Origin of the sequence: Roseobacter sp. EG26, from assembly GCF_049830555.1 — a bacterium.
Lineage (GTDB): Bacteria > Pseudomonadota > Alphaproteobacteria > Rhodobacterales > Rhodobacteraceae > Roseobacter.
In genome coordinates this window covers 281,320-305,498 of sequence record NZ_JBNBLH010000006.1, presented here as the reverse complement: position 1 = coordinate 305,498, position 24,179 = coordinate 281,320, and the positions used below count along the sequence as shown (strand labels likewise).

Below are 24,179 nucleotides of genomic sequence, written 5' to 3'. Positions count from 1 at the left end.
AACGCGTGCAGACGGGACGTACGTTGGAATACGCCACATTGATCAACAAGGCCCGTATCTGAGCGGCTTGTTATCAATATGGCCAACACGCCAAGAGCGGAGCGGACCGCGGGCCGTGGCGCCCCCAGGTACCGTGCGTCCTCAGTTCATCGGGCAAACACTGAATCTGGATCTTTGGGAAACTCATTTGTCGGGGCGAGTTGGCACCTCAGTGCCAACGCATCGTCTGGAAGCGCGGCTGTGATAGGTCTGCACACTTCGGCAGGACAACTGACGCGACCCAGGTTTCCAGCAATCACAATGCACAAAAAAACACGCCCGAAACTTGGTCCGGGCGTGTTGGCATGATTTTACCGCGCGTCTACTTGGCTGTGATGCGCCCGTCTGTGTAGGGCGAATAGGGTCCGTTTGCCGCGAGGAATTCAGCCGTCACATCGGCCAGATCGGGCCCGAAATCATAGGCGTTTTGCGCGGCTTTGAACATGTCGTAGCCATCTCCGCCGTTACGCACATAGTTGTTGGACACAACCGAATAGACCTTCGCAAGGTCAATGGGTGCACCACCTACCATGACGTCGCTGATCCGGCTGCCGGCGGGTTTGGAGACGTCAAACGCGTAGCTCATGCCCGCAACCTGCGGGAAACGCCCTGCCTCTTCCTCATGTTCGCTCACGCCATTTTCCAAGGCGGCCAGAATTGTCTCTCCAGTGACCTGGAAGGTGCTCAGGGTATTCTGGAAAGGCAGGACCGTCAGGACTTCGCCCATGGTAACCTCACCTGCGTCGATACTGGCACGGATACCACCACCGTTCTGGATCGCGATCTCAACACCCTGATCTTTCACGCGCGCCAGCATGGCGTCCGCGATCAGGTTGCCCATGGCACATTCCTTGGCACGGCAATCTTCACGCACACCGACAATCTCGGCAGCAGTTTCAGCCACCACCTTGTTGCGGATCTTGTCAAGCGGTGCCGCAGCTTCAGCGATCCGCGCGGCGGTCTCCGCGTCCTTGGCGACGTTTCCGTCGATGAGGATGGGTTCCCCCTTGGCTTCGGTGATATTGCCCGCATCATCGAATGTGACGTTCAGTTCGCCCAGAAATTTACCGTAAGCATAGGCCTGAACAATTGCCGTATCACCGACCATCGTCGGATAGGGCCCTTCGGCGCGATCACTGGAATTGGACAACAGCGAATTGGAGTGACCGCCGACAATGACGTCAACGCCTGTGGTCTCTGCGGCAACGCGCTGGTCCGTACGGTACCCGGAATGGCTCAGCACGATGATTTTGTTGACACCTTCAGCGCTCAGCCTATCCACTTCCCCCTGAACCGCCGCCACTGGATCGGAAAAGGTGATGTTATCGCCCGGAGAGGCCAATTCGTCGGTGTCCTCAGGCGTCAGGCCGATCAGCCCGATTTTCTCGCCACCGCGTTCAATCACTGTCGATTTGGCCAGCTTGTCGGCAAGCAGCGGTTCATTGGAAACATCCGCATTCGACATCAGAACCGGAAAATTCACCGCATCCATGAACCCGCGCAACACTTCCGGCCCGTCGTCAAATTCGTGGTTGCCGACGGTCATGCCATCATAGCCGAGCTTGTTCATCATCTCAGCAGCCAGCGCGCCCTTGTAATAGGTGTAAAAAAGCGTGCCCTGAAACTGATCACCGCCGTCCACAAGGATCGAATTGTTGGACCTGGCGCGCGCCTCTGCAATAGCCGTGACCAGCCGGGCCGATCCGCCAAAACACTTGCCCTCGCCATCATCTTCCGCAGAGCAGCCGCTGTCATATTTGCTGATCGGCTCAAAACGTGCGTGAAAGTCATTGGTGTGCAGAATTGTCAGATTGTATTCAGCAGACGCCATGCCGCTTGTCAGGGCAAGGGCGGCGGTTGCTGTCAGGAATCGTTTCATGGTTTTCCCCTCGATTGGAACATGCCAACATCGTGGCCAATGGGAGAGCGCGTGTCAAAGGCTCTGTGGTGAAACGGGCGGGCGTTACCCTGCGTCATGATGGCGACCTCTTCCAGCTGCAGAGGGCCTTGACGCTGTAACAGTCGCAGGGCATCAGGCAGACCATGATGATCTACAAAATATTCCGTGCCGATGAATGGGCAGAACTGCGCGCAAAGGGTGAAACCACAGGCGCGCCAATTGATGTCAGTGACGGCTATGTGCACTTCTCGACAGCCTCGCAAGCCGCAGAAACCGCGGCAAAGCACTTTGCCGGCCAAGACGGTTTGATGCTGCTTGCGGTGGAAACAGATCGCCTCGGCGACGACCTGAAATGGGAAGTTTCGCGCGGCGACCAACTGTTCCCGCATCTCTACCGCGTTCTGAGGCTGGATGATGTGGTTTGGGCACAGCCTTTGCCGCTGAAAGATGGCCTGCACCTGTTCCCGGCGGGTCTGGAAGAGACCAGCGCATGATTTCCAGCGCGCCATGAAACGCGTTCTCGAACAGGTCGGGCTGCGCGCATTGCGCCAGATCGACCCTGAAGCCGCACATATGCTGGCCATCAAGGCGCTGCAAAGCGGTTTGGGGCCAACATACGGGCCGGTCACATCTGATCGGCTCAAAATCACACTGGCGGGTCTTTCGCTGGCAAACCCGATCGGGCTCGCGGCGGGTTTCGATAAAAACGCTCAGGCTATTGCGCCTTTGGGACGTGCCGGTTTCGGCTTTCTGGAAGTGGGGGCGGCAACACCGCAACCACAACCCGGCAATCCCAAGCCGCGCCTGTTCCGCCTGACGCAGGATGCCGCTGCCATCAATCGCTTTGGGTTCAACAACGACGGAATGGTGACCATCGGCACACGGTTGAAAAAGGCACCGGCCAATCTGCCCGTTGGCATCAATCTTGGGGCCAACAAGACCAGCGAGGACCGCGCTGCTGATTTTGCAAAGGTCATGGCGCATCTTGGTCGTGACGTGGATTTCGCCACGGTGAACGTCTCTTCGCCCAATACGGAGAAATTGCGCGATCTGCAGGGACCCGAGGCACTGGCGGCATTGCTGGATGGCGTCATGCAGGTGCGCGGCCAAACCCCTGTATTCCTGAAGATTGCCCCCGATCTGACGAATGGTGAAATCGCCGATATTGCTGCCGTGGCGCAGGAAGCACGCGTAGATGCCATCATCGCGACCAACACGACGCTGTCACGTGACGGGCTGCGCAGTACGCAAGCAAGCGAAGCGGGTGGTTTGTCTGGCCAGCCGCTTTTTGAACGTGCCACCAGGGTTTTGGCGCAGCTTTCCACCCGGACCGACATCCCATTGATCGGGGTCGGCGGCATCGGATCGATAGAGCAGGCCTATGCAAAAATCTGTGCTGGCGCTACGGCGGTGCAGCTTTATACCGCGCTTGTTTACAATGGGCTGTCGCTGGTCGGGGACATCGCCTCGGGGCTTGACCAATTGCTGGCCCGCGATGGTTTTTCAAATGTCAGCGAAGCGATCGGTAGCCGCCGCGACGATTGGCTTTAGCATCAGCGTTTTTCGGCAGAGGCCTCCAGTGCCGGATATCGCAGCCCCAGCGTTAAGCCACGCGCGGCAAAAGATATCAGCAGTGCGATCCACAAACCGTGGTTACCAAGCAAGGGCAGCAAAATGAAAATGGCTGCCCAGTAAATCGCAAAGCTCAACGCCATCATATTGCGCATGTCGCGGCTGCGCATCGCGCCGATGTAGATCCCATCCATCATCCAGGCAATGCAGCCGACCAGCGGCGCGATAACCATATAGGGCAGAAAAATCCGAGCGGTTTGCTGCACATCAGCATCTTTGGCCATCACATCAATGATCCAGCTACCCGCAAATGCGAATGCAGCTGCCATGGTAACGCAGACAACTCCGCCCCAGACGGTTGTCAGCAAGGCGCTGCGCCGGACATTCGCCCGGTCACCGCGACCGAAGGCCCGCGCGATCAGAGTCTCGGCGGCGAAGGCGAAACCATCCATCGCATAGGCCGTGATGTACATGAACTGGACCAGCACCTCGTTGGCCGCGAGCGTCACGTCACCGAACTTGGCGCCGATAAAGACAAAAGAGGAAAAAATGATCATCAGCATTGCGGAGCGCAACAGGATGTCGGTGTTGAGCAAAGCCATACGGATCAGCTTGGCGCGATCAAAGATACGGGACCAGTCGCGCCAATCGGGTCGTTGAAAGGCTGCGCGACAGAACCACAGAGCCAGGCCTGCGCCGGTAACCTCCGCAATCGCTGTTGCTACGGCGACGCCGTTCACGCCCCAGTCGAAGACCAGCACAAACAGCAGATCAAGCGCGATATTGACACCGTTCATGACCAGCTGCACCCAGAAGACGCCTGACGTGCGCTCCATCGCGACCAGCCATCCGGTCAATGCGTAAACGGCGATGGCAGCGGGTGCTGTCCAGATGCGAATGCTCAGGTAGGCGCGCGCGAGACTTTCAACCTCTTCGCTGGCCGGTGCCAGTTGCAAGGCCGCCCAGAAGACCAAAGGCTGCAAGGCAATCAGACCCAAGCCGCCCGCCATGGCAACCAGCAACGCGCGTGTCAGCCAGGCTGACACTTCTGCCTTGTCTCCTGCCCCTTCGGCCTGCCCGACCAGACCGACAGTCCCCATCCGCAGGAACCCGAAAATCCAGTAGGCGGTGGACAGGATGATCGCACCAAGCGCAACCGCGCCAATAGGGGCAGCCTCGCCCATTTGCCCGACCACACCCACATCGACTGCACCAAGTATGGGGACAGTGGCATTCGACAGAACGATTGGCAGCGCGACCTTCAGAACGCGCCGGTGCGTGACCGCAGCCGGCGCACCGATAACGGTTTCAGTCACGCTGCGACGGCATCAGAAAATGACCAGTGGCCTGGGCAAAGAGCCTGTTGCGATTGTCCTGCCAGGCCTCAACATGCACAGAAGCATAGCGTCTTCCCGACCGGTTGATGCGCGCGCGTGCATAGGCGTCGCGCGGCAGGCCGGAGCGCAGATAATCCGTTGAGAAGTCGATTGTTTTGGGCAATCGCGGCAAACCGCCAGCTTCGAGCGCCGCCGTATCGATCGCACCGGATTCGACATCTTCCCAAAGAAAGAACCAGCTCAAAGTGATGATTGCCGTCACTTCCAGAAAGGCCGCCGTCACACCCCCGTGAATGGCGGGCAGCATCGGGTTTCCGATCAGTTTCTGATCGAAAGGCAAAACGCCGGTCAGTTCGTCGCCTTTGCGTTCAAACTGCATGCCGAGGTACTGTATGTAGGGCACCCGCTCGACCAGCGCACGCAAGGTGGCATCCCGGCGCTGCTTGACGATCTGCACGGGCTCAGGGGGTCTGCGGGGCGCTTTCATCGCGTGCCCTCCACCGTAAACGCCCCGGTTGCAGCGGCCACGGGGTTATCCGTATCGTCATCCGTTGCCGTTGCGCGCACAAATGCCACCGTACGCGTCACGTGATAGCAGATGGCCTGCGCCCGGATCGCCTGCCCGGGCGTTGCCGCGCGCATGTAGTCAATACGCAGATCAATGGTCGCTGTGCCCCCGGGATTTGCGGGGTGGCTCATGACCGCAGCGCCGCAGCAGGTATCCATCAGCGCAGATACAGCACCACCATGGATCACGCCGGTATCCGGGTCTCCCACCAGCTTGCCATCATAGGGCATCTCTATTGTGGCCACACCTTCTCCCATATCGGTCAATTGCATGCCCAGCGCTTTGCTGTGGGGAATCGCTTCGATGAATTGGCGCGCGATATCGACTTTATTTTTCATGATAACCTGCTCTGAACGACGAAAGGCGATGAACCTGAACCCCTTTATCAACGCAAGGCAGTCACAAGAGCAAGAGCGACGGTTGCGCTCTGGGAATTCGCGTCTTAGCCTGAAACCAAGGGAGAGCCCAAGCATGGCAGATGAGCGTCTGACATTCAAAGAAATGTGTTCGGAATTCGATGTCACTCCGAGAACCCTGCGGTACTATGAATACATCGAACTGTTGCAGCCCGATCGTGAAGGGCGCGCCCGGTTTTACGGCGCGCGTGAATGCGCGCGGATGAAGTTGATCTTGCGCGGTCGCAAGTTCGGATTTCAACTGGAAGACATCAGGCAGTGGCTGCTGATCTATGAAAAAGAAGGCACTGCTGCGCAGATGGCGGCTTGGGTCGAGCTTGCCGATGGGCAACTGAAAGAGCTCGCAGAGCAGCGCGCGCAATTGGATGAGGCGATGCAGGAATTGCAGGATTTGCGCGATTCCGTGGCCCGTGAGATCAGTACAACCTGACGGCCTGGCCGGTCGATCTTTTTTCACTTTGATGACGAAAATGAGTTTTCCGCCTTAAATATCGGATTTTCCATCAAGAATGAGCGACAAATCGCGCTCCGTCTTCAGGTGTTGCGCGCTTTCCGTCATGGCAGCTTGCAATGTGACGTAACGTTCAGGTTACGTAAACGTCATCTGTTATTGTAGCTCCCTGACCAGTTCATACCTGTGCCGCGTTCCGATGCTGAAAAGAGTAAAACCTATGACCGATGAATTAATGACCATTCGAGAGATGTGCGATACTTTTGATGTCACACCTCGCACCCTGCGTTTTTACGAGTCCAAAGAGCTCCTGTTCCCGATCCGCGAGGGTCAGAAACGGCTCTTCACCCGCCGGGATCGCGCGCGCCTGAAACTGATATTGCGAGGCAAGCGGTTCGGCGTCAGCCTGGAAGAACTCCGCCAGCTGCTTGATCTTTACGATATGGGCGATCAGCAACAAGCACAGCTTCAGGCTTCTTATGAGGTTGGCCTCAAACGTCTTGCTGAAATGGAAAACCAGCGTGACGCACTGACCGAAGCGATTGACGAACTGCAAGAACAGCTCAAGTGGGGAGCCGACATGCTCGACTCCATGAAAAACCAAAAGGACGCGGCCGAATAACGCCGCCCCAAGCACCGTCGCCTTTAGGGAGAGAGACCAGATGCCGAGATATACCGCCCCGACCAAAGACATGCAGTTCATTTTGCACGATGTGCTGAACGTCGTTGATCAGCCGATCCCGGGCTACGACGAATTGGAAGCGGATTTTACCTCCGCCGTTCTGGAGGAAGCCGGCAAGTTGACTTCCGAGGTCTTGGCGCCGCTGAACGTGGTCGGCGATACCGAAGGATGCTCTCTTGAGAACGGCGTGGTGCGCACACCGACCGGGTTCAAGGCCGCTTTCGAACAGGTCAAGGAAGGTGGGTGGCCTGGTTTGGACATGCCCGAACAATATGGCGGCCAGAATATGCCCTATGTGATCGGCACCGCCGTAGGCGAGATGTTCTCCTCGTCGAATATGGCGTTCACCATGTATCAGGGCCTGACCCACGGGGCTGCTTCGGCCATTCTGGCGCATGGATCGGAAGCCCAGAAAGACACCTATCTGCCTAAAATGGTCGCCTGCGATTGGACCGGCACGATGAACCTGACCGAGCCGCATTGTGGTACCGATCTGGGGCTGATGCGCACCAAAGCCGAACCGCAGGACGATGGCAGCTACAAGATCACCGGGCAGAAGATTTTCATCTCCGCCGGCGAGCACGATATGTCCGACAACATCATTCACTTGGTACTGGCGAAAATCAGTGGCGCACCGGAAGGTATCAAGGGTGTTTCGCTCTTTATCGTGCCGAAGTTCATGGTCAACGACGATGGCTCCCTGGGAGAGCGCAATGCGGTTGCTGTCGGCAAGATCGAAGAGAAAATGGGCATCCACGGCAATTCCACCTGCGTGATGAATTACGATGGTGCGACCGGGTTCCTGCTAGGCGAAGAGCACAAAGGCATGCGCGCAATGTTCACCATGATGAACGAGGCGCGTCTGGGCGTGGGCATGCAGGGCATGTCTCAGGCCGAGGTCGCCTATCAGAACGCGCTGGATTACGCCAAGGACCGCTTGCAGGGCCGTGACGTGACGGGCACCAAGAACCCCGATGGGCCGGCCGATCCGCTGATCGTGCACCCGGATATCCGCCGCTCGCTGATGGATCAGAAAAGCTTTGCCGAGGGAGCGCGGGCGTTCATCCTTTGGGGCTCAACGCTCATCGACGCAGCCCACCGCGGTAAGGATGAGGACGCGGACGGCCTTGTGTCGCTGCTGACGCCCGTGATCAAGGGTTTTCTGACAGATCAGGGTTTTGACATGACCATCAAGGCGCAGCAGATCTATGGCGGGCATGGCTATATCGAAGAATGGGGCATGTCGCAGTTTGCCCGCGATGCGCGGATCGCAATGATCTACGAAGGGGCTAACGGCGTGCAGGCGCTGGATCTGGTGGGGCGCAAGCTCGCTCAGGACGGCGGCAAACATGTCATGGCATTCTTTGACCTGGTGAAAAGTTTCATAAAGGAAAACGCCGGGCAGGATGCGGATTTCGACGCCCAGTTCCTTGATCCCCTGAAAGCAGCAAGCAAGGATTTGCAGGCGGCAGGCATGTACTTCATGCAAAACGGCGTGAAAAACCCGAATAATGCGCTCGCAGGCTCGCATGACTTCATGCATATGTTTGGCCATGTCTGCCTTGGTCTGATGTGGGCGCGGATGGGTAAAGCCGCCAAGCTGGCGCTGGAGAGCGGGGCCTCCGATGTGGCTTTCCTTGAGAGTAAACTGCACACAGGCCGCTATTACATGGCGCGTCAACTGCCCGCTACAGCGCTGCATCTGAGCCGAATTCAAACTGGTGCCGATACTGTGATGGCGTTGGAGGCAGCAAACTTCTAATGTCGGTCAGGTGGGCTGAAACCCACCTTGCCTACCGCTGCAAAGGACGCGCCCATGCCCAAACGTTTTCGTCTCACCCGTCGTTTTCCTGTTGCGATGACAGAGGACGGGTATCGCAGGCTGAAACGTTTTGCTGGGGATGCCGGTCTGGATGAGGGAGAAGCGCTGTCGTTTCTGTTTGAGAATTTCGACAGTGTCATCAACGAAGAGACTTTTGGCCATCGGCTGAGGTTGTTCAATTCTGAGCTGGACGCGCGCAAGAAATGAGCGCTTCCGGGGGAGAGCACGGGATGAAAGACGGATTGAATGATGCCGGCGGTTGGATGACCGAAGAGCACCACATGATTGCTCAGATGACGGCGCAGTTCATCACCAATGAATGGGCGCCTAAATTCGAGAAATGGCGCAAGCAGGGACAGATGGACCGTGAAACCTGGGCCGAAGCCGGGGAGTTGGGTCTGCTCTGCCCCTCGGTGCCCGAAGCATACGGCGGCCCGGGCGGTGATTTCGGGCACGAGGCTGCAATCCTAATTGAAGCGTCGCGCGCCAATCTGGCCAGTTGGGGGCATGGTATCCACTCCGGCATCGTGGCCCATTACGTATTGGCCTATGGTACGGAAGATCAGAAGAAGCGCTGGCTGCCCAGGATGGTCTCCGGCGAACTGGTCGGGGCGCTCGCCATGACCGAACCCTCCACCGGCTCGGACGTGCAGAACATCAAGACCAAGGCCGTGCAGGACGGCAATGCCTATCGATTGTCTGGCCAAAAGACTTTCATCACCAATGGCCAGCACGCGAACCTGATCATCGTTGCCGCCAAGACCGACCCGACAGAGGGGTCCAAAGGGGTCTCTCTGGTCATCGTGGAAACCGATGGCGCACAGGGTTTTTCCCGCGGGCGCAATCTGGACAAGGTGGGCCTGCATGCCGCCGACACCTCCGAGCTGTTTTTCGATAACGTTGTTATCCCACCGGAGAACATTCTGGGCGGCCAAGAGGGTCAGGGGTTTTATCAGATGATGCAGCAACTGCCCCAGGAACGTCTGATCATCGGCTGCGGTGCCGTCGGGGCCATGGAGGGGGCTGTCGAGCGCACCATCACCTATTGCAAGGAACGCGAAGCTTTCGGCGGGCCCTTGACCCAGTTCCAGAACACGCGCTTCAAACTGGCCGAATGCAAGACACGCGCAGCCGTGGCGCGTGCCTTTCTGGATCAATGCATCGCCGAGCATTTGCAATGCAACCTGACCGTCGAGCGCGCAGCGATGTGCAAATACTGGCTCACCGACACGCAATGCGACGTACTGGACGATTGCGTGCAACTGCATGGCGGCTACGGCTTCATGCAGGAATACGCAGTCGCCGAGATGTGGGCCGATGCCCGCGTGCAACGCATCTACGGCGGCACAAATGAGATCATGAAAGAACTGATTGCGAGGACCCTATGACCATCCAACTTTATTGCTTTGGCGAAAGCGGCAATGCCTATAAGGCGGCCCTTGCTCTTGAACTTTCCGGACTCAACTGGGAGCCTGTAAAGGTGGATTTCTTTGGCGGCGAGGCTCGTACGCCGGAGTACCGCGCAAACGTCAACAGCATGGGTGAGGTGCCCGTGATGGTAGACGGCGACATCCGCCTGAGCCAATCCGGGGTTATTCAGGATTATATATCTGAAAAGTCAGGAAAGTTCGCGGGCAAGGATGCCACTGAGCGCCGCGAAATCCTGCGCTGGGTGCTGTGGGATAATCACAAGTTCAGCTCGGTTGCGGGCCCGACGCGGTTTCTGATGCATTTCCTGCCGGAGGATAAACGTCCTCAGGAGGTCATCGCCTTCAATCAGGGACGTCTCAAGGCGGCCTATGTGATTTTGAACGACCATCTTGCAGAGCGTGACTGGATTGTTGGCGACGAGATCACAAATGCGGACCTGTGTTGTTGCGGCTATCTCTACTACCCGGAAAGCTTTGGATTTGACCGGGCGGACTGGCCCCATATCGACGCCTGGCTCACACGAATTTCCAACACGCCCGGGTGGAAACACCCCTATGATCTGATGCCCGGCAGCCCTGCTGATCGCGCCTGACTTGAATTAAGGCGCCAAACTGCGCCCGACCTAAATAGCCGCGCCTATGCGCGCGAAAAGGAGACACCCATGACAGAAGCCTATATCTATGACGCGTTGCGCACGCCACGGGGCAAGGGCCGCAAGGATGGCAGCTTGCATGAAGTCACGTCACTGCGCCTGTCCGCGCAAACATTGAATGCCGTGAAAGAGCGCAATAATCTGGAAGGCCACGCCGTCGAGGACGTGATCTGGGGTAACGTCACCCAGGTCATGGAACAGGGCGGCTGTCTGGCCCGTTCGGCCGTGCTGGCCTCTGACCTCGACGAGCGCATTCCCGGCCTTGCCATCAACCGCTTTTGTGCCTCCGGCATGGAGGCCGTGAACCTCGCGGCGAACCAGGTCAAAGGCGGCGCGGGCGACGCCTATATTGCAGGCGGCGTGGAAATGATGGGCCGTGTGGCCATGGGGTCCGACGGCGCGGCCATTGCCGTGGATCCAACTCTGGCAATGGAAAAGTACTTTGTTCCTCAAGGCATTAGCGCAGACATCATCGCCACAGAATACGGCTTCAGCCGTGATGATGCCGACCAGTTGGCCGTGGAATCCCAGCGCCGTGCCAAAATGGCATGGGACGAGAAGCGCTTTGCCAAATCCGTCATCGAAATCCGTGACCAGAACGGCCTGCCGATCCTCGATCATGACGAATACATGCGTCCGCAGACGGATATGCAATCGCTTGGTGGCCTCAATCCCGCCTTTCAGGCCATGGGTGAGGTGATGCCGGGCTTCGACAAGGTTGCCCTCATGAAGTATCCGCATCTGGAAAAGATCAATCACATTCACCACGCAGGCAATTCTTCTGGCATCGTGGATGGGGCGGCCGCCGTTCTGATCGGTTCCAAAGCCTTTGGCGAGAAATACGGGCTGACACCCCGCGCGCGCGTCAGGGCCACCGCGAAGATCGGAACGGACCCGACCATCATGCTGACCGGTCCGGTGCCCGTGACCGAGAAAATCCTCGCCGACAATGGTATGAACATCAAGGATATCGACCTCTTTGAAGTCAATGAGGCCTTCGCCGCTGTAGTCCTGCGATTCATGCAAGCCTTTGATGTGGAAAGCGAAAAAGTCAACGTAAACGGCGGTTCCATCGCCATGGGCCACCCGCTGGGCGCTACGGGCGCGATGATCATCGGCACTCTGCTCGATGAAATGGAACGTGCCGACAAGGAAGTTGGTCTGGCCACATTATGTATCGCATCGGGAATGGGAGCGGCGACGATCATCGAGCGGGTCTGATAAGTGACCAGCGCCGAAGCCATGTCAATCTATCAGGGGGTGTTGGACGCGCTTTCGACAGCCACCATGATGGGAGACGTGGCGACGGCGCTGGAAAGGACCAAACTGCCGTACCTGCGTCGTACCGTGAACAGCGAAGTGATCGTGGAGACCGAAGAGGATCTTGCGGAAGGCTTCAAGGTTTACGGCGCAACACTTCGAGGGCTCGGCGTCACGAATTGGGTACGGCTGGCGACTGACGCGTCGTTTTTGGGGGAAAACTATATTGCGGGCCATCACGTCACGCATTCCCTCAAAGACGCAACCCCGGTGATTGAAACCTATGCGAGCCGCATGGTGCTGATGTTGGAAGACGGAATCTGGAAAATGCTGGAACTCGAAAGCATGTTGAGCAACTCGAAGTGGCCGATTCACGTCCCCCGCGTGGCGCAGGATGCCTCGCGACATTTCGGTGCAAGCTCTGCGGAAGATGATGTGCGAAAGCATGCGGTGGCCCCCCTCACCCTCTATCAGACCTTCATTGACGGCTTGTCCGAAGCAAACAACGCGGATGATTTTGAAACCTACTGCAGCTTTTTGATGTTTCCCTACACGTGGCACACCGAGCGTTCCGATGTGGTTATCCGGTCTCAGGAGGAGGTGCGCCTGTTCTTCGATGATCTGCGTGAAAGCGTGGTCGCGCAGGGTGGTGATCATCTCGTCAGATACGCCGAAAAGGCCGAATTCATCTCCGGTGATTTGCTTTGCGGTTATCATGCGACCGAATTCTGTTCCGGGATGAAAAGCGTTTACGGCCCGATCAAATCCCGCATGGTGCTCAAGCGCCAGGGCACCGACTGGTACCTCAAATCAGTGACCAATTCGCTGAGCAACACCAAATTCCCCTACATCGTCCCAAAGCCTGCCAAGGCGCTGGTGACACTTCGAACAATCCAAGAAAGGACCCGGACATGACCGAGTTTTCCATGACGACAGATGGCGACGGCATCGCCACCATTACCTGGGACGTTCCCGGCAAATCCATGAACGTTATGTCCTACGAAGGGCTCAGCGAGATTGACAAGCTAATGAGCGAGGCCATCGCCGATGAGGCCGTGAAGGGCATCGTTTTGACGTCTGGCAAGGAAGGGTCCTTCGCCGGGGGGATGGATTTGAACCTGATTGCCAAGATGAAATCCGATGCCGGGCAAGAACCCGCCAGAGGACTATTCGAAGGTGTGATGAACATGCACGCGCTGCTGCGCAAGATCGAACGCGCAGGCATGGACCCCAAGACACTCAAGGGCGGCAAACCCATCGCCTGCGTGCTACCTGGCACAGCATTGGGTATTGGGTTGGAGTTGCCACTTTCCTGCCATCGCATCTTCGCGGCGAACAATCCAAAGGCGAAAATTGGCCTGCCCGAGATCATGGTCGGCATTTTTCCCGGTGCTGGCGGCACAACCCGTCTGGTACGCAAGATGGGTGCCATGGCGGCCTCTCCGTTCCTGCTTGAAGGCAAGTTGGTCGATCCTGCGAAGGCCAAGTCGGCGGGCCTCATTGACGAGGTGTCCAACGATCCGATGGCCGATGCCCGTGCCTGGGTGCTTGAGGCCAAGGACGCTGATCTGGTGAAACCCTGGGACGCCAAGGGCTACAAAATGCCCGGTGGCGCGCCCTATCATCCGGCTGGTTTCATGACCTTCGTGGGAGCGTCAGCGATGGTCAACGGCAAGACCCAAGGGGTTTATCCTGCCGCCAAGGCGCTCCTCTCTGCCGTATATGAGGGTGCGCTTGTGCCTTTCGACACGGCATTAAAAGTCGAAGCACGTTGGTTCACTTCAGTGCTGATGAACCCCTCCTCCGAGGCGATGATCCGCTCGCTCTTCATCAACAAGGAAGCGCTGGAGAAAGGTGCTGTGCGCCCTCAGGACGTGCCCGACCAGAGGGTGAAAAAACTGGGTGTTCTCGGCGCAGGCATGATGGGCGCGGGCATCTCGCTGGTCTCGGCGCAGGCGGGCATCGAAGTAGTGTTGATCGACCAGACGCAAGAGGCTGCCGACAAAGGCAAGGCCTATACGGCGACGTTCGCCGACAAAGGCATCGCGCGCAAGAAAACCACGCCCGAGAAAAAGGAACAGCTGCTCAGCCTCATCACAGCCACCACAGATCTCAACGCGCTGAAGGGCTGCGATCTGATCATCGAGGCCGTGTTCGAAGACCCGAAGGTCAAGGCCGAGATGACCGCTAAGGTCGAAGCGGTGATCCCCGAAGACTGCATCTTTGCCTCCAATACCTCCACCCTGCCGATCACGGAACTGGCCAAAGCATCGAGCCGACCGGAGCAGTTCATTGGCATCCATTTCTTCTCGCCTGTTGAAAAGATGCTGCTGGTGGAGATCATCAAGGGCAAAGGCACCGGAGATCGCGCGGTCGCCAAAGCGCTCGACTATGTACGCCAGATCCGCAAGACACCTATTGTGGTAAATGACGCACGGTTCTTCTATGCCAATCGCTGCATCATCCCCTACATCAATGAAGGTATCCGTATGGTCGCGGAAGGCGTCGAGCCTGCGCTGATCGAAAACGCCGCGCGCCTGGTGGGTATGCCGCTTGGGCCGCTGCAACTGGTCGATGAGACCTCTATCGACCTCGGTGCCAAGATCGCGCGCGCAACCAAGGCGGCGATGGGCGATGCCTATCCTGACGCGGCAGTGGACGATGTGATCTTCTGGATGGAAGGTGAAGGCCGCTTGGGCCGTAAATCATCGGCCGGTTTTTACAGCTATGACGAAAAAGGCAAGCGGCAGGGTCTCTGGGAGGGTCTCGACGCCAAATATCCGACCACCGAAGACCAACCGGAACTGACGGATGTTCAGCACCGTTTGCTGTTTTCGCAGTCGCTGGAGGCCGTCCGCGCGCTGGAGGAAGGTGTGCTGATGGACATCCGTGAGGGCGACGTGGGCGCGATCCTGGGGTGGGGTTTCGCCCCCTGGTCGGGCGGGCCGCTAAGCTGGCTCGACATGCTGGGTGCGGCCTATGCGTCGGAGCGTTGCGACCAGTTGACGGCCAACTATGGTGATCGATTTGCCTGCCCTGATCTTTTGCGGGAAATGGCAGCAAAAAACCAAAGCTTCTACGGTCGTTTTGACAAAACCGCCAACGCAGCCTGAACGAAAAAGGTTTGAATTGTGAGGGGGGTCTGTCGGCCCCCCTTTCTAGTTATCTCTGCGTTTTTGCTCGAGGTCTTGCGTTAACTCTTCAGGCGACCAGAACCATGTCCGTCGCCCCAAATACATAGCCGCCGCTTTGGACTAATGCTTGTCGGGTCATTTCGCTGTCTGTCAGGATTTCTCTGGCCTGCGTCACAGAGGTAACTTCATAGAGCACTTCCTCCGGTGCCATCATGTCCTGCAAATGCACAACACTGCGTGGACAATGGATCAGTAATCCGCCGTCAATGTAAATCACCTCATCGCGGGCAAAGTAGAAGGTGATCAATTCGACCGAGTGCGCCGGCGGGCTGCGGTGTATGCCGCACAGTCCCTCCAAAGCCTGTGCGGGCACAACGGCGAAAGGATCACCCAAGGGGTCCGAAGCCGCTTCGCTTTCCAGCATGACGCCCTGATCTGGAAGCAACGTCACCTCCTGCGCGTTGCCAAGCGCGCCCGCCGGAATCACGACCGGCCAGAGACCTTTGGCGATTTCGGTGCCATCAGCCCACAAGGTTGTCCGCTGAATGTCCATGATCGTTTGCACTCCATTGTCAAACGTCAGAACCTTGTCTCCCACCGTCAACGCCTCCGCCACACGCCAACCAAGATTTGAGGCGACCCTTGTCCCGGCAACGATGCCGTGACTGACGGGCGGCGCGTTCTTCTTGCGGTGGACCGAGCGCCCCAGCCTGGACCACGCATTCAAGCTCTGTTGATACATGTTCATCTTCATCCCCATTGTGTTGCGTCGGAGTTGGCAGCGACGCTTTACGATCCTTTCCAAACAACGACCAAAGCATGTCGGCGCTTGGCCGCGATTACGGCGCATCTGGGGCATTGGATCGCCGACGCTGGGTAATGAGATCACGACGGATCGGATTGACGCTGGAAAAGAAACAGTTTTCTAACGACACCGACAGATCGCAGCCAATCCGTTAACCATCTCGCTCTTTGCGAGAATCACTCGTCCGGTTCAAAGCGGTAGTCGAAACGGGCGATGTCTTCCGCACAGACGTCGGCCACAAGGGCGCGCGTTTCGGCGTCATAGTATTCCCGGTAGTCCGCATTGCGCTTTGATCGGTTGATATGCGGCAGTGACAGCGCAAACCCCAGATGCGTCTCAAGACGCGCCGCGTCATGTTCAAATCTCTCCAGACGGACAAATGCATTGCAGCGTTCGACACCGGTTGCATCCCGCATATAGTGACTTGCCGGTGCATTCCGCAAACTGGATTGAACAGGCTCCGAGCGTAGAAAGGCGTCAAAAGTTGTTAATCTGGCGATTTCGACACTCGGATGATCGAAGCTTTGTTCCCGGAGCCAATGATAGTAGCTGACCAGCCTGTCCCAGGGATTGCGCACCAGAGTGAAGATAAACATCTCCGCCAAATCCCCGGGCGCCAGAATGCCGTCGATATCGGCCAGGGTCGAGTGCTTCCAAAGCCGACCCCTTGGGCGCAGCCCTTCCAGCTTTCGTTTGCGTTTACGGGCTTTTGGCGTGTCCCCGATCAGCAGATCATCCTTCATCGCGCGTGCTTCAAGTGCCAACGCCAGGGAGGTTCCGCCCGTCTTGGGGATATGGACAAAGACATAGTTGCGACCACGAGAGATGATCATCCACCAAACCCCTTGCTGTGTTGTGGGACCCGACGCGCAATCCAAATGTAAGACAATTCACTTTTCAAATGTCGCAAAACCCATATCGTAGAAGCGGCGTTGCGCCTAAACTACAAAAAAGAGACCGGGAGGGAAACAACATGGGTTGGATGAGGGATGAAACGGGGCTCGAGAAATGTGCTGCGAACTATGTGCCACTGACACCGCTCTCGCATCTGAAACGTGCCGCCCATGTCTTTGCGGATCACACCGCCCTGATTTATGCAAATCATCGCGCAACTTATGCGCAGTACCATGAACGCTGCACGCGGTTGGCATCCGCGCTGACAACGCTCGGCGTCAATCCCGGCGACGTTGTGGCCACGCTCATTCCGAATGTCACCGCACAGGCCGAAGCCCATTTCGGCGTGCCCGCATGTGGCGCGGTTCTGAACACGATCAACACGCGGCTTGATGTAGATACCGTGAGCTACATCTTTGATCACGGCGAGGCGAAAATTGTCATGGTCGACAGCCAGTTCCTGGAATTGGCCGAAGCGGCGTGCGACAGGATGGACGGCCCGCCACCAATCCTTATTGAAGTGCCTGATGATGCTGCCGGCTACCCGGCCTCTGGCAAGCACAAGGTCTACGAGGAATTGCTCGCGGGGGCCGATCCGAATTTCGACTGGATCATGCCGGAGGATGAGTGGGAAAGCCTCGCGCTCAACTACACCTCGGGCACGACCGGGCGCCCCAAAGGTGTCGTCTATCATCACCGGGGTGCTTATTTGATGACCATGGGGACAGTCGTGAGCTGGCGCATGGTCTTGCACCCGATCTATCTGACAATTGTGCCGCTTTTCCATTGCAATGGGTGGAACCACACCTGGATGATGCCGCTGATCGGCGGCACGATTGTCTGTTGCCGCGACATCACGGCACCTGCGATCTATGACGCGATCGCAGAACAGGGGGTGACCCATTTGGGGGGTGCGCCCATCGTGCTCAACATGCTGGTCAATGCGCCTGCGCAAGAGCGGCGCAGCTTCAGCCATGTGGTCGAAGTCTTTACGGCAGGCGCCCCCCCTGCCCCAGCGACGCTCAGCAAGATCGAAGCGCTGGGGTTCAATGTCACACAGGTCTACGGGCTTACTGAAACTTATGGTCATGTCACCGAATGCCTGTGGCGCGGCGCGGATTGGGATGGGCTCGACAAACCTGATCGCGCGGCGGTCAAAGCCCGTCAGGGCGTGGCCTTTCCGATGATGGAAGACATCACCGTCATGGACACTGACATGCATCAGATTCCCATGGACGCCAGCACGCAGGGCGAGATCATGATCCGCGGCAATTCGGTCATGAAGGGATACTACAAGAATTCAAAAGCCACCGCCGATGCCTTTCAGGGCGGATATTTCCATTCCGGTGATATTGCCCTGCAACATGGCGATGGATACATGCAGATCGCGGATCGCGCCAAGGACATCATAATATCCGGGGGCGAAAACATCTCGTCGGTTGAGGTCGAGGGGGTTTTGATGGGCCATGAAGATGTTCTGCTGGCTGCCGTGGTTGCAAAGCCGGATGAAAAATGGGGTGAAGTGCCTTGCGCATTTGTTGAGCTAAAGCCGGGCGCCACCGGTGACGCCGCAGCGTTGATCGCCTTTGCCCGTCAGACGCTGGCCGGGTTCAAAGCTCCCAAACACGTGGTATTCGATGAATTGCCCAAAACCTCCACGGGCAAGATCCAGAAATTTGAACTGAGAAAACGCGCAAAAGACATGGGGTAATTCGAAACCCGGCGGTGCTCCGACATGCCGCACCCCATTGCTCCGGCGCGGTCAGGTGGTAGACTGCGCCAAAGAAGAAATTGAGCAGCAGCAGCACCCGCCATGACGGCCCTCAAGAAATACGCCCGGCTTGAAGCCAGTGGACTCTGGCGCCTGTCGCCGGATGATCAGCGGCGTGAGGTGATCGTCTCCATTGGTGATGCAACCCTGATCATTTCGGATATGCAGGACCGAGCCATCACCCATTGGTCGCTTGCGGCTGTCCAGCGCGCCAATCCCGGGAAACGTCCCGCTATTTTCTACCCCGACGGTGATCCGAACGAAACCCTCGAACTCGGCACGGGTGAAGCGCAGATGATAGATGCGATTGAAAAACTGCGGCGCGCTGTTGAACGGGCGCGCCCCAAGCCAGGACGATTGCGCTGGCTGGGCATGACACTTTCCATCGCGGCGGTTCTCGCGGTCGCCGTTTTTTGGGTACCGCAAGCACTCATCAACCATACGCTGTCGGTTGTGCCATCGGTCAAACGCGCCGAAATCGGCAAAGCGCTGCTCTCGAGGATCGAGCGCATGACAGGGGCAAGCTGCTCGGAGCCTGCGGGGGTGCGTGCGCTGAGCACCATGCGCGCGCGGCTGGGCGCTGACAAACTGGTGCTGCTGCCCGGAACCGTGATGACAAGTTTGCATTTGCCCGGCGGATATATCCTTCTGAACAGAAGTCTGGTCGAAGATTTCGAAGAACCGGATGTGATCGCCGGATACGCCATGGTCGAACAAAGCCTGTCCCGCGCAAATGATCCGCTACGCCAATTGCTGGACGTCAGCGGTACCTGGGCCAGTTTTCAGTTACTGACAACCGGCAAGATCAACGGCGAGCTTCTCGACAGCTATGCTGAATTCCTACTGACGCAGAAAACCAAACCACCGTCACCCGAAGGGTTGTTGCCCGTCTTTGCCATGGCCGAACTGCGCAGCACGCCCTATGCCTATGCCCGAGATATCACCGGAGAAACGGTTTTGCCGCTGATCGAGGCAGATCCGATGAGGGGCGGGTCGCCAAAGTCTCTCCTCAGCGATGCCGATTGGCTGCGGCTTCAAAACATTTGTGGTGGTTAGTCAACCAGCCTGCGCGGCGCGGTTTTTGTCCAGATCTGATGCATGCGGGCACGTCCGGCAAGGGTCTGTTCGGCGCGCCGAGGGTTAAGACGATCATCCTGCCAGACGGTGCGATATCCCTTCGGCACGGCAACATTCAGTGTGTTCAACCGCTCTTCATACACATGTCTTGGCAACACGCGGGCGGTCTGGGAAACGCCCTTGGACGCCGCGTTCTCAGGCGTGACGACCGTGCCTGCAAGGCTCGGTTCTGCACGGCGGGCAGGGACCACGCGCTTTGTGCGCGTTTTACTTTTGGACACCGCAACCGGCATCGGATCTTCTCCGATGACCACAACTTCTTGAGTAGCAGGCTGCGGCGTTGCCACGCGCACCTCAAATGTCGGCTTCATACCACAGATCAATTTGCGATCCCGCGTGACACGCGGCACCCATTGAACAGCGTCGTCAATCCCCGCTCGGATAAAGGCACAACCGGTACTGTCGACATATTGTCTGCCCGTATAACTGACCGGCGGAAATTCACGTGGTGCAATGGTGGCGCTTTGGGCATTAACTTCAAAACCACCCGTCGCCATCGCCAAAGCAAGGCCGGAAATCGCGATAATTCTGGTAATTCTCATCATTGCCCCCACAAGATATAGGGGGACGATGCCCGAATATGTCGAACAAGGCAAGCTAAAGCGGCAGCGATTTGCAGCTCATCTCTGTCGATCTATTTCGTGCCGAACATACGGTCGCCCGCATCCCCAAGGCCCGGCACTATATATCCGATATCATTAAGTTTTTCATCCACCGCCGCTGTCACGATCGGAACATCCGGATGGGCTTGAGCCATGCGCTTGATACCTTCGGGCGCGGCCAGAAGGCATAAGAATCGGATATTGGTTGCACCGGCCTTTTTCAGCAGATCAATGGCGGCCACCGACGAATTGCCCGTCGCCAGCATCGGGTCCACAGCAATGACCAGACGATCCTCCAACGCTTCGGGCACTTTGAAGTAATATTGTACCGGTTGCAGGGTCTCTTCATCGCGATAAAGACCGACAAAGCCAACGCGTGCGGACGGGATCAATTCCAGCACGCCGTCCAGCAGCCCGTTGCCAGCGCGCAAGATCGAAATCAGCGCAAGTTTCTTGCCCGAAAGCGTGGGCGCATCCATTGCCTGCATCGGGGTTTCAATGCGTTTGGTGGTCATGGGCAAGCCGCGAGTCACCTCATAGGCCAGCAGCTGGCTGATTTCGCGCAGCAATTGACGAAAAACGGCTGTCGGGGTCTTCTGGTCCCGCATGATCGTAAGTTTATGCTGGACCAGTGGGTGGTCGACAACTGTTACGTGATCGCTCATGGGGCACCTCTTTTTTGACGTCACACCCTTTAGCCCTGAAGCGCGCCGGGCCGCAACCCGAGGCGCGCATGGACAGGAAAAAAGCCACGGAGCATTCGGTCAGGAAGGCGGATCGATCCCCAGATGGCGCGCAACAATCTCGGCGACATCTGTAAACCCGATTTGCCCAAGTGCCTGGGTCCCAACCCCCGCGATCAGAACCGGCACTCTTTCTCGCGTGTGATCTGTTCCGACCCATGTCGGATCGTTGCCGTGATCTGCGGTCAACAGCAGCATGTCCCCGGATCGAAGAGCGTCGATCACCGCTCCAATTTCCTCATCAAACCACTCCAGCGCCCGGGCGTATCCCGAGACATCGCGCCGATGTCCGTAAAGGCTGTCGAATTCGACAAAATTAGCGAATGTCAGGCTGCCATCCTCTGCCGTTTCTACAAGATCGCCCAAGTGCCGCATCAATGCCGCATCGGGCCCCTTGCGCACTTCATCAATGCCCTCCATCGAAAAAATATCGCCAATCTTTCCGACCGCATACACCCGGCGACCGGCGTCCTGCACCCAATTGGTCAAAACTGGTTTGGGGGGGGATATCGCAAAATCCCGACGGTTTGAGGTCCGGTAATAGCCCTCCGCCTCGGTCCCCAGAAACGGTCTGGCGATGACCCGCCCAACCTTCATCTCGTGCAGTGTCGGGGCCAGCCCCTCACAGAGCGCCAACAGCTTTTCCAATCCAAAGGTTTCTTCGTGCGCGGCAATCTGGAAAACGGAGTCCGCTGAGGTATAGCAAATCGGTTGCCCGGTTCGCATGTGCTCTTCACCAAAGCCCCTGATGATTGATGTCCCCGAGGCATGACAATTTCCGAGAATACCGGTTGTCCCGGCAAGCTCGCAGGTTCTGGCCACGAGGTCTTCCGGAAAAGCCCTTTCAGCGTTGGGGAAATAGTGCCAATCCCACGGGACCGGCACACCTGCCAGCTCCCAATGACCCGAGGGTGTATCTTTACCTCTCGACACTTCGGTGGCGACCCCCCAGGTACCTCTGGGCTCCTGCCCAAGACCGAGTGCTAGGTTCCCACTGGCCAGTTGAACAGCCCGCCCCAGTCCCAGCCGATCAAGGTTGGGGACCATGAGTGGGCCAAGACGGGCCTCCAAAGCGGTGCCCTGCGCACAGGCACGAGCGATATGACAAATCGTATTGGCGCCTTCATCAGGAATATCACCATTGAAAAACGTGTGGGCATCCGGGGCCCCACCAATCCCGACCGAATCCATCACCACAAGAAACGCGCGTGCCATCAGCCGACCCTTTCCTTGACCAGATCAGGAGGTTCCGCAGGGGGTTCCGGCGCGATCCAGATCGCTGCGCGAACAGCAGCTATCGCCCGCTCTGCCGCGTCCGGTCTGGCGGCATGCACGACAGCCAGCGGCTGGCCACGCGTAACCTTCGTTCCAAGACGCACAACTTGCCCAAGACCAACGGACGGGTCAATCGCATCGCTTTCCACCACGCGCCCTCCGCCCAGGGCAACCACGGCCATCCCGAGCGCTTCACCATCAATTTCAGTGACATATCCGGCCTTTGGCGCAGTCACTTCCCGGATCACCGTGGCCTCGGGCAGGAAGCGCGACCAGTTGTCAACGAAATGAATCGGCCCCCCCATCGCGGCGATCATCTTGCCAAAGCGCTCCGCGGCCTGACCGGAGTGCAGCGCTTCCGAAACTGCGTCGGCCCCCGCCTGAACATCCTCTGCAAGGCCTGCATTTGCCAGCAGAACACCGCCCAGAGCCGCGGAAATTTCCACGAGAGGCCCCCGCGATTGGCCCGTCAAGACCTGCATGACCTCCGCCACCTCAAGTGCGTTCCCCAGGCTGGATGCCAACGGTTGGTTCATGTCGCTGATCACGGCCGTGGTCTTGCATCCCGCAGCATTGGCGGTATCGACCAATGATCGCGCGAGGCTGCGTGCGGCATCCATGTCTTTCATGAACGCACCGCTGCCGACCTTCACATCGAGCACCAACCCGTCCAATCCCCCTGCAAGCTTTTTGGAAAGGATCGACGCGGTGATCAGGTCCAGACTATCGACGGTCGATGTCACGTCACGCACCGCATAAAACCGTTTATCCGCAGGCGCGATATCAGCACTGGCGCCGACGATGGCGCAGCCAGCCTGGGCCACAACCGCGCGGAAGTGTTCCTCTTCGAGCTGCGTGGCAACCCCGGGGATCGCCTCCATCTTGTCCAATGTACCGCCGGTATGTCCCAGCCCGCGCCCCGAAATCATCGGAACATATGCACCACAAGCCGCGAGAGCAGGTGCCAGAACGAGCGAAACACAATCGCCCACCCCACCCGTCGAATGCTTGTCCAGCACCGGTCCGCCCAGATCCCAGCGCAAGACATCTCCGCTGTCACGCATGGCAAGCGTCAGCGCCACACGCGATTCTTCGTCAAGACCCCTTACGCAAATACCCATGGCAAAGGCACCCGCCTGGGCATCGCTTATGGACCCATCCGCCAGACCCTGGGCAAGCCACTGCAAATCCGATGTCGGCAAAGGCTTTCCATGTCGTAGCCGGGCCAATACACTACGGGCGTTCGGCGCGCTCATGAGGCCATGTGGCCGGCATTGAAAACACCGGGAAGGAGGTCAGCGATCGTGGTGACCTGCTCAATCCCGCCAGTTGTCGCCAGGGTCACGCGCACATCGCCATCAGCAAATTCAGCAAGTTTCTGGCGACACCCACCGCATGGCGTTACCGGCGTTGGTGATCCCGCGATCACATAGGCCTCGATCAATCTGGTCTCTCCAGCCGCAACCATGGCGGCGATTGCACCGGCCTCGGCACAGGTGCCTTCTGGATATGCCACGTTTTCCACGTTGCACCCGGCGTAAATTTTGCCGGACGCCCCCCTTATGGCGGCCCCTACTTTGAAATTCGAATAAGGCGCGTGCGCGTTTTCGCGTACAGCGGTTGCGGCCTCTTTGAGCGACATGGGCGAGCCTTTCAACATCGTTGTCAAACGACAGCGTGTCTGCTGG

At 57.9% G+C, this 24,179-nt stretch carries 24 protein-coding genes; 13 read left to right on the top strand and 11 right to left on the bottom strand.

Features of this window, described 5'->3' with window-relative positions:
- Nucleotides 1-361: 361 nt before the first annotated feature.
- Nucleotides 362-1,918: a bifunctional metallophosphatase/5'-nucleotidase gene (locus ACOTTU_RS15740; RefSeq protein ID WP_425659424.1), complete on the bottom strand. Its 1,557-nt coding sequence runs from the start codon at nt 1,916-1,918 to the stop codon at nt 362-364.
- A gap of 164 nt (nt 1,919-2,082) precedes the next feature.
- On the opposite strand from ACOTTU_RS15740, the gene ACOTTU_RS15735 reads away from it, so the two are divergent.
- Nucleotides 2,083-2,433 carry a DUF952 domain-containing protein gene (locus ACOTTU_RS15735; RefSeq protein WP_425659423.1) on the top strand — a complete coding sequence of 117 codons (351 nt, stop codon included), beginning with the start codon at nt 2,083-2,085 and terminating at the stop codon, nt 2,431-2,433.
- A gap of 13 nt (nt 2,434-2,446) precedes the next feature.
- Entirely contained in the window at nt 2,447-3,490 is a 1,044-nt protein-coding gene (locus ACOTTU_RS15730) for a quinone-dependent dihydroorotate dehydrogenase (RefSeq protein ID WP_425659421.1), read from the top strand.
- 2 nt (nt 3,491-3,492) lie between these two features.
- Here ACOTTU_RS15730 and ACOTTU_RS15725 read toward each other — a convergent pair whose 3' ends face one another.
- From ACOTTU_RS15725 to ACOTTU_RS15715, 3 genes are read right to left on the bottom strand one after another with little or no spacing between them, the layout of a single operon-like run.
- The gene (locus ACOTTU_RS15725; protein WP_425659419.1) at nt 3,493-4,827 is read right to left on the bottom strand and encodes an MATE family efflux transporter; all 1,335 of its coding nucleotides are present in this window, start codon (nt 4,825-4,827) and stop codon (nt 3,493-3,495) included.
- Nucleotides 4,820-5,335 (bottom strand): PaaI family thioesterase, encoded by a 516-nt coding sequence (locus tag ACOTTU_RS15720; RefSeq protein WP_298914903.1) that lies wholly within the window; start codon nt 5,333-5,335, stop codon nt 4,820-4,822. The genes ACOTTU_RS15725 and ACOTTU_RS15720 overlap by 8 nt, the downstream gene beginning before the upstream one ends.
- Nucleotides 5,332-5,754 carry a PaaI family thioesterase gene (locus tag ACOTTU_RS15715; protein ID WP_298914900.1) on the bottom strand — a complete coding sequence of 141 codons (423 nt, stop codon included), beginning with the start codon at nt 5,752-5,754 and terminating at the stop codon, nt 5,332-5,334. The genes ACOTTU_RS15720 and ACOTTU_RS15715 overlap by 4 nt, the downstream gene beginning before the upstream one ends.
- Nucleotides 5,755-5,887: 133 nt before the next feature.
- Between ACOTTU_RS15715 and ACOTTU_RS15710 the strand changes: the two genes are divergently transcribed.
- The 9 genes from ACOTTU_RS15710 (at nt 5,888) to ACOTTU_RS15670 (ending at nt 15,243) form a co-directional block, all read left to right on the top strand.
- A complete protein-coding gene (locus ACOTTU_RS15710) occupies nt 5,888-6,262 on the top strand; it encodes a MerR family transcriptional regulator (RefSeq protein ID WP_298914897.1) in 375 nt (124 codons plus the stop codon).
- 241 nt (nt 6,263-6,503) lie between these two features.
- Entirely contained in the window at nt 6,504-6,905 is a 402-nt protein-coding gene (locus ACOTTU_RS15705; RefSeq protein WP_298914894.1) for a MerR family transcriptional regulator, read from the top strand.
- A gap of 40 nt (nt 6,906-6,945) precedes the next feature.
- Entirely contained in the window at nt 6,946-8,727 is a 1,782-nt protein-coding gene (locus ACOTTU_RS15700; protein WP_425659416.1) for an acyl-CoA dehydrogenase C-terminal domain-containing protein, read from the top strand.
- 54 nt (nt 8,728-8,781) lie between these two features.
- Nucleotides 8,782-8,994 (top strand): hypothetical protein, encoded by a 213-nt coding sequence (locus tag ACOTTU_RS15695; RefSeq protein WP_298914888.1) that lies wholly within the window; start codon nt 8,782-8,784, stop codon nt 8,992-8,994.
- 23 nt (nt 8,995-9,017) lie between these two features.
- A complete protein-coding gene (locus tag ACOTTU_RS15690) occupies nt 9,018-10,175 on the top strand; it encodes an acyl-CoA dehydrogenase family protein (RefSeq protein WP_425659414.1) in 1,158 nt (385 codons plus the stop codon).
- Nucleotides 10,172-10,810, top strand: coding sequence for a glutathione S-transferase family protein (locus ACOTTU_RS15685; RefSeq protein WP_425659412.1), 639 nt, complete (start codon nt 10,172-10,174; stop codon nt 10,808-10,810). The genes ACOTTU_RS15690 and ACOTTU_RS15685 overlap by 4 nt, the downstream gene beginning before the upstream one ends.
- A 69-nt stretch (nt 10,811-10,879) precedes the next feature.
- Entirely contained in the window at nt 10,880-12,091 is a 1,212-nt protein-coding gene (locus ACOTTU_RS15680) for an acetyl-CoA C-acetyltransferase (protein ID WP_425659410.1), read from the top strand.
- Nucleotides 12,092-12,094: 3 nt separating this feature from the next.
- Nucleotides 12,095-13,045, top strand: a complete 951-nt coding sequence (locus tag ACOTTU_RS15675) for a hypothetical protein (RefSeq protein ID WP_298914876.1) — start codon at nt 12,095-12,097, stop codon at nt 13,043-13,045.
- Complete coding sequence (locus tag ACOTTU_RS15670; protein ID WP_425659407.1) at nt 13,042-15,243, top strand: 3-hydroxyacyl-CoA dehydrogenase NAD-binding domain-containing protein; 2,202 nt, start codon at nt 13,042-13,044, stop codon at nt 15,241-15,243. Before ACOTTU_RS15675 ends, ACOTTU_RS15670 begins: the two co-directional genes overlap by 4 nt.
- Before the next feature lie 88 nt (nt 15,244-15,331).
- Here ACOTTU_RS15670 and ACOTTU_RS15665 read toward each other — a convergent pair whose 3' ends face one another.
- On the bottom strand, nt 15,332-16,012 hold the full coding sequence (locus ACOTTU_RS15665) for a Hint domain-containing protein (protein ID WP_425659405.1): 681 nt from the start codon (nt 16,010-16,012) through the stop codon (nt 15,332-15,334).
- A 233-nt stretch (nt 16,013-16,245) separates the two neighbouring features.
- Nucleotides 16,246-16,902, bottom strand: a complete 657-nt coding sequence (locus ACOTTU_RS15660) for a sulfotransferase family 2 domain-containing protein (protein ID WP_425659403.1) — start codon at nt 16,900-16,902, stop codon at nt 16,246-16,248.
- Between the two features lie 140 nt (nt 16,903-17,042).
- Here ACOTTU_RS15660 and ACOTTU_RS15655 point away from each other — a divergent pair, with 140 nt between their 5' ends.
- Both ACOTTU_RS15655 and ACOTTU_RS15650 read left to right on the top strand, forming a co-directional pair.
- Nucleotides 17,043-18,674 (top strand): AMP-binding protein, encoded by a 1,632-nt coding sequence (locus ACOTTU_RS15655; protein ID WP_425659401.1) that lies wholly within the window; start codon nt 17,043-17,045, stop codon nt 18,672-18,674.
- Nucleotides 18,675-18,776: 102 nt separating this feature from the next.
- Nucleotides 18,777-19,790 carry a hypothetical protein gene (locus ACOTTU_RS15650; protein WP_425659399.1) on the top strand — a complete coding sequence of 338 codons (1,014 nt, stop codon included), beginning with the start codon at nt 18,777-18,779 and terminating at the stop codon, nt 19,788-19,790.
- On the opposite strand, the gene ACOTTU_RS15645 is transcribed toward ACOTTU_RS15650, so the two are convergent.
- The 5 genes from ACOTTU_RS15645 to ACOTTU_RS15625 form a co-directional block, all read right to left on the bottom strand.
- A complete protein-coding gene (locus ACOTTU_RS15645) occupies nt 19,787-20,413 on the bottom strand; it encodes a hypothetical protein (RefSeq protein WP_425659397.1) in 627 nt (208 codons plus the stop codon). The genes ACOTTU_RS15650 and ACOTTU_RS15645 overlap by 4 nt on opposite strands.
- A 92-nt stretch (nt 20,414-20,505) precedes the next feature.
- A complete protein-coding gene (gene upp / locus ACOTTU_RS15640; protein WP_298914856.1) occupies nt 20,506-21,138 on the bottom strand; it encodes a uracil phosphoribosyltransferase in 633 nt (210 codons plus the stop codon).
- Between the two features lie 99 nt (nt 21,139-21,237).
- On the bottom strand, nt 21,238-22,431 hold the full coding sequence (locus tag ACOTTU_RS15635) for a phosphopentomutase (protein ID WP_425659395.1): 1,194 nt from the start codon (nt 22,429-22,431) through the stop codon (nt 21,238-21,240).
- Nucleotides 22,431-23,747 carry a thymidine phosphorylase gene (locus ACOTTU_RS15630; RefSeq protein ID WP_425659393.1) on the bottom strand — a complete coding sequence of 439 codons (1,317 nt, stop codon included), beginning with the start codon at nt 23,745-23,747 and terminating at the stop codon, nt 22,431-22,433. Before ACOTTU_RS15630 ends, ACOTTU_RS15635 begins: the two co-directional genes overlap by 1 nt.
- On the bottom strand, nt 23,744-24,133 hold the full coding sequence (locus ACOTTU_RS15625; protein ID WP_425659391.1) for a cytidine deaminase: 390 nt from the start codon (nt 24,131-24,133) through the stop codon (nt 23,744-23,746). The genes ACOTTU_RS15630 and ACOTTU_RS15625 overlap by 4 nt, the downstream gene beginning before the upstream one ends.
- Nucleotides 24,134-24,179: the final 46 nt, after the last annotated feature.

Bases quoted from the DNA above. Each gene is read 5' to 3' on its own strand.
- ACOTTU_RS15740 (WP_425659424.1), bottom strand. From the start codon at position 1,918: ATGAAACGATTCCTGACAGCAACCGCCGCCCTTGCCCTGACAAGCGGC.
- ACOTTU_RS15735 (WP_425659423.1), top strand. From the start codon at position 2,083: ATGATGATCTACAAAATATTCCGTGCCGATGAATGGGCAGAACTGCGC.
- ACOTTU_RS15730 (WP_425659421.1), top strand. From the start codon at position 2,447: ATGAAACGCGTTCTCGAACAGGTCGGGCTGCGCGCATTGCGCCAGATC.
- ACOTTU_RS15720 (WP_298914903.1), bottom strand. From the start codon at position 5,335: ATGAAAGCGCCCCGCAGACCCCCTGAGCCCGTGCAGATCGTCAAGCAG.
- ACOTTU_RS15715 (WP_298914900.1), bottom strand. From the start codon at position 5,754: ATGAAAAATAAAGTCGATATCGCGCGCCAATTCATCGAAGCGATTCCC.
- ACOTTU_RS15710 (WP_298914897.1), top strand. From the start codon at position 5,888: ATGGCAGATGAGCGTCTGACATTCAAAGAAATGTGTTCGGAATTCGAT.
- ACOTTU_RS15705 (WP_298914894.1), top strand. From the start codon at position 6,504: ATGACCGATGAATTAATGACCATTCGAGAGATGTGCGATACTTTTGAT.
- ACOTTU_RS15700 (WP_425659416.1), top strand. From the start codon at position 6,946: ATGCCGAGATATACCGCCCCGACCAAAGACATGCAGTTCATTTTGCAC.
- ACOTTU_RS15695 (WP_298914888.1), top strand. From the start codon at position 8,782: ATGCCCAAACGTTTTCGTCTCACCCGTCGTTTTCCTGTTGCGATGACA.
- ACOTTU_RS15690 (WP_425659414.1), top strand. From the start codon at position 9,018: ATGAAAGACGGATTGAATGATGCCGGCGGTTGGATGACCGAAGAGCAC.
- ACOTTU_RS15685 (WP_425659412.1), top strand. From the start codon at position 10,172: ATGACCATCCAACTTTATTGCTTTGGCGAAAGCGGCAATGCCTATAAG.
- ACOTTU_RS15680 (WP_425659410.1), top strand. From the start codon at position 10,880: ATGACAGAAGCCTATATCTATGACGCGTTGCGCACGCCACGGGGCAAG.
- ACOTTU_RS15670 (WP_425659407.1), top strand. From the start codon at position 13,042: ATGACCGAGTTTTCCATGACGACAGATGGCGACGGCATCGCCACCATT.
- ACOTTU_RS15665 (WP_425659405.1), bottom strand. From the start codon at position 16,012: ATGAACATGTATCAACAGAGCTTGAATGCGTGGTCCAGGCTGGGGCGC.
- ACOTTU_RS15660 (WP_425659403.1), bottom strand. From the start codon at position 16,902: ATGATCATCTCTCGTGGTCGCAACTATGTCTTTGTCCATATCCCCAAG.
- ACOTTU_RS15655 (WP_425659401.1), top strand. From the start codon at position 17,043: ATGGGTTGGATGAGGGATGAAACGGGGCTCGAGAAATGTGCTGCGAAC.
- ACOTTU_RS15650 (WP_425659399.1), top strand. From the start codon at position 18,777: ATGACGGCCCTCAAGAAATACGCCCGGCTTGAAGCCAGTGGACTCTGG.
- ACOTTU_RS15645 (WP_425659397.1), bottom strand. From the start codon at position 20,413: ATGAGAATTACCAGAATTATCGCGATTTCCGGCCTTGCTTTGGCGATG.
- upp (WP_298914856.1), bottom strand. From the start codon at position 21,138: ATGAGCGATCACGTAACAGTTGTCGACCACCCACTGGTCCAGCATAAA.
- ACOTTU_RS15635 (WP_425659395.1), bottom strand. From the start codon at position 22,431: ATGGCACGCGCGTTTCTTGTGGTGATGGATTCGGTCGGGATTGGTGGG.
- ACOTTU_RS15630 (WP_425659393.1), bottom strand. From the start codon at position 23,747: ATGAGCGCGCCGAACGCCCGTAGTGTATTGGCCCGGCTACGACATGGA.
- ACOTTU_RS15625 (WP_425659391.1), bottom strand. From the start codon at position 24,133: ATGTCGCTCAAAGAGGCCGCAACCGCTGTACGCGAAAACGCGCACGCG.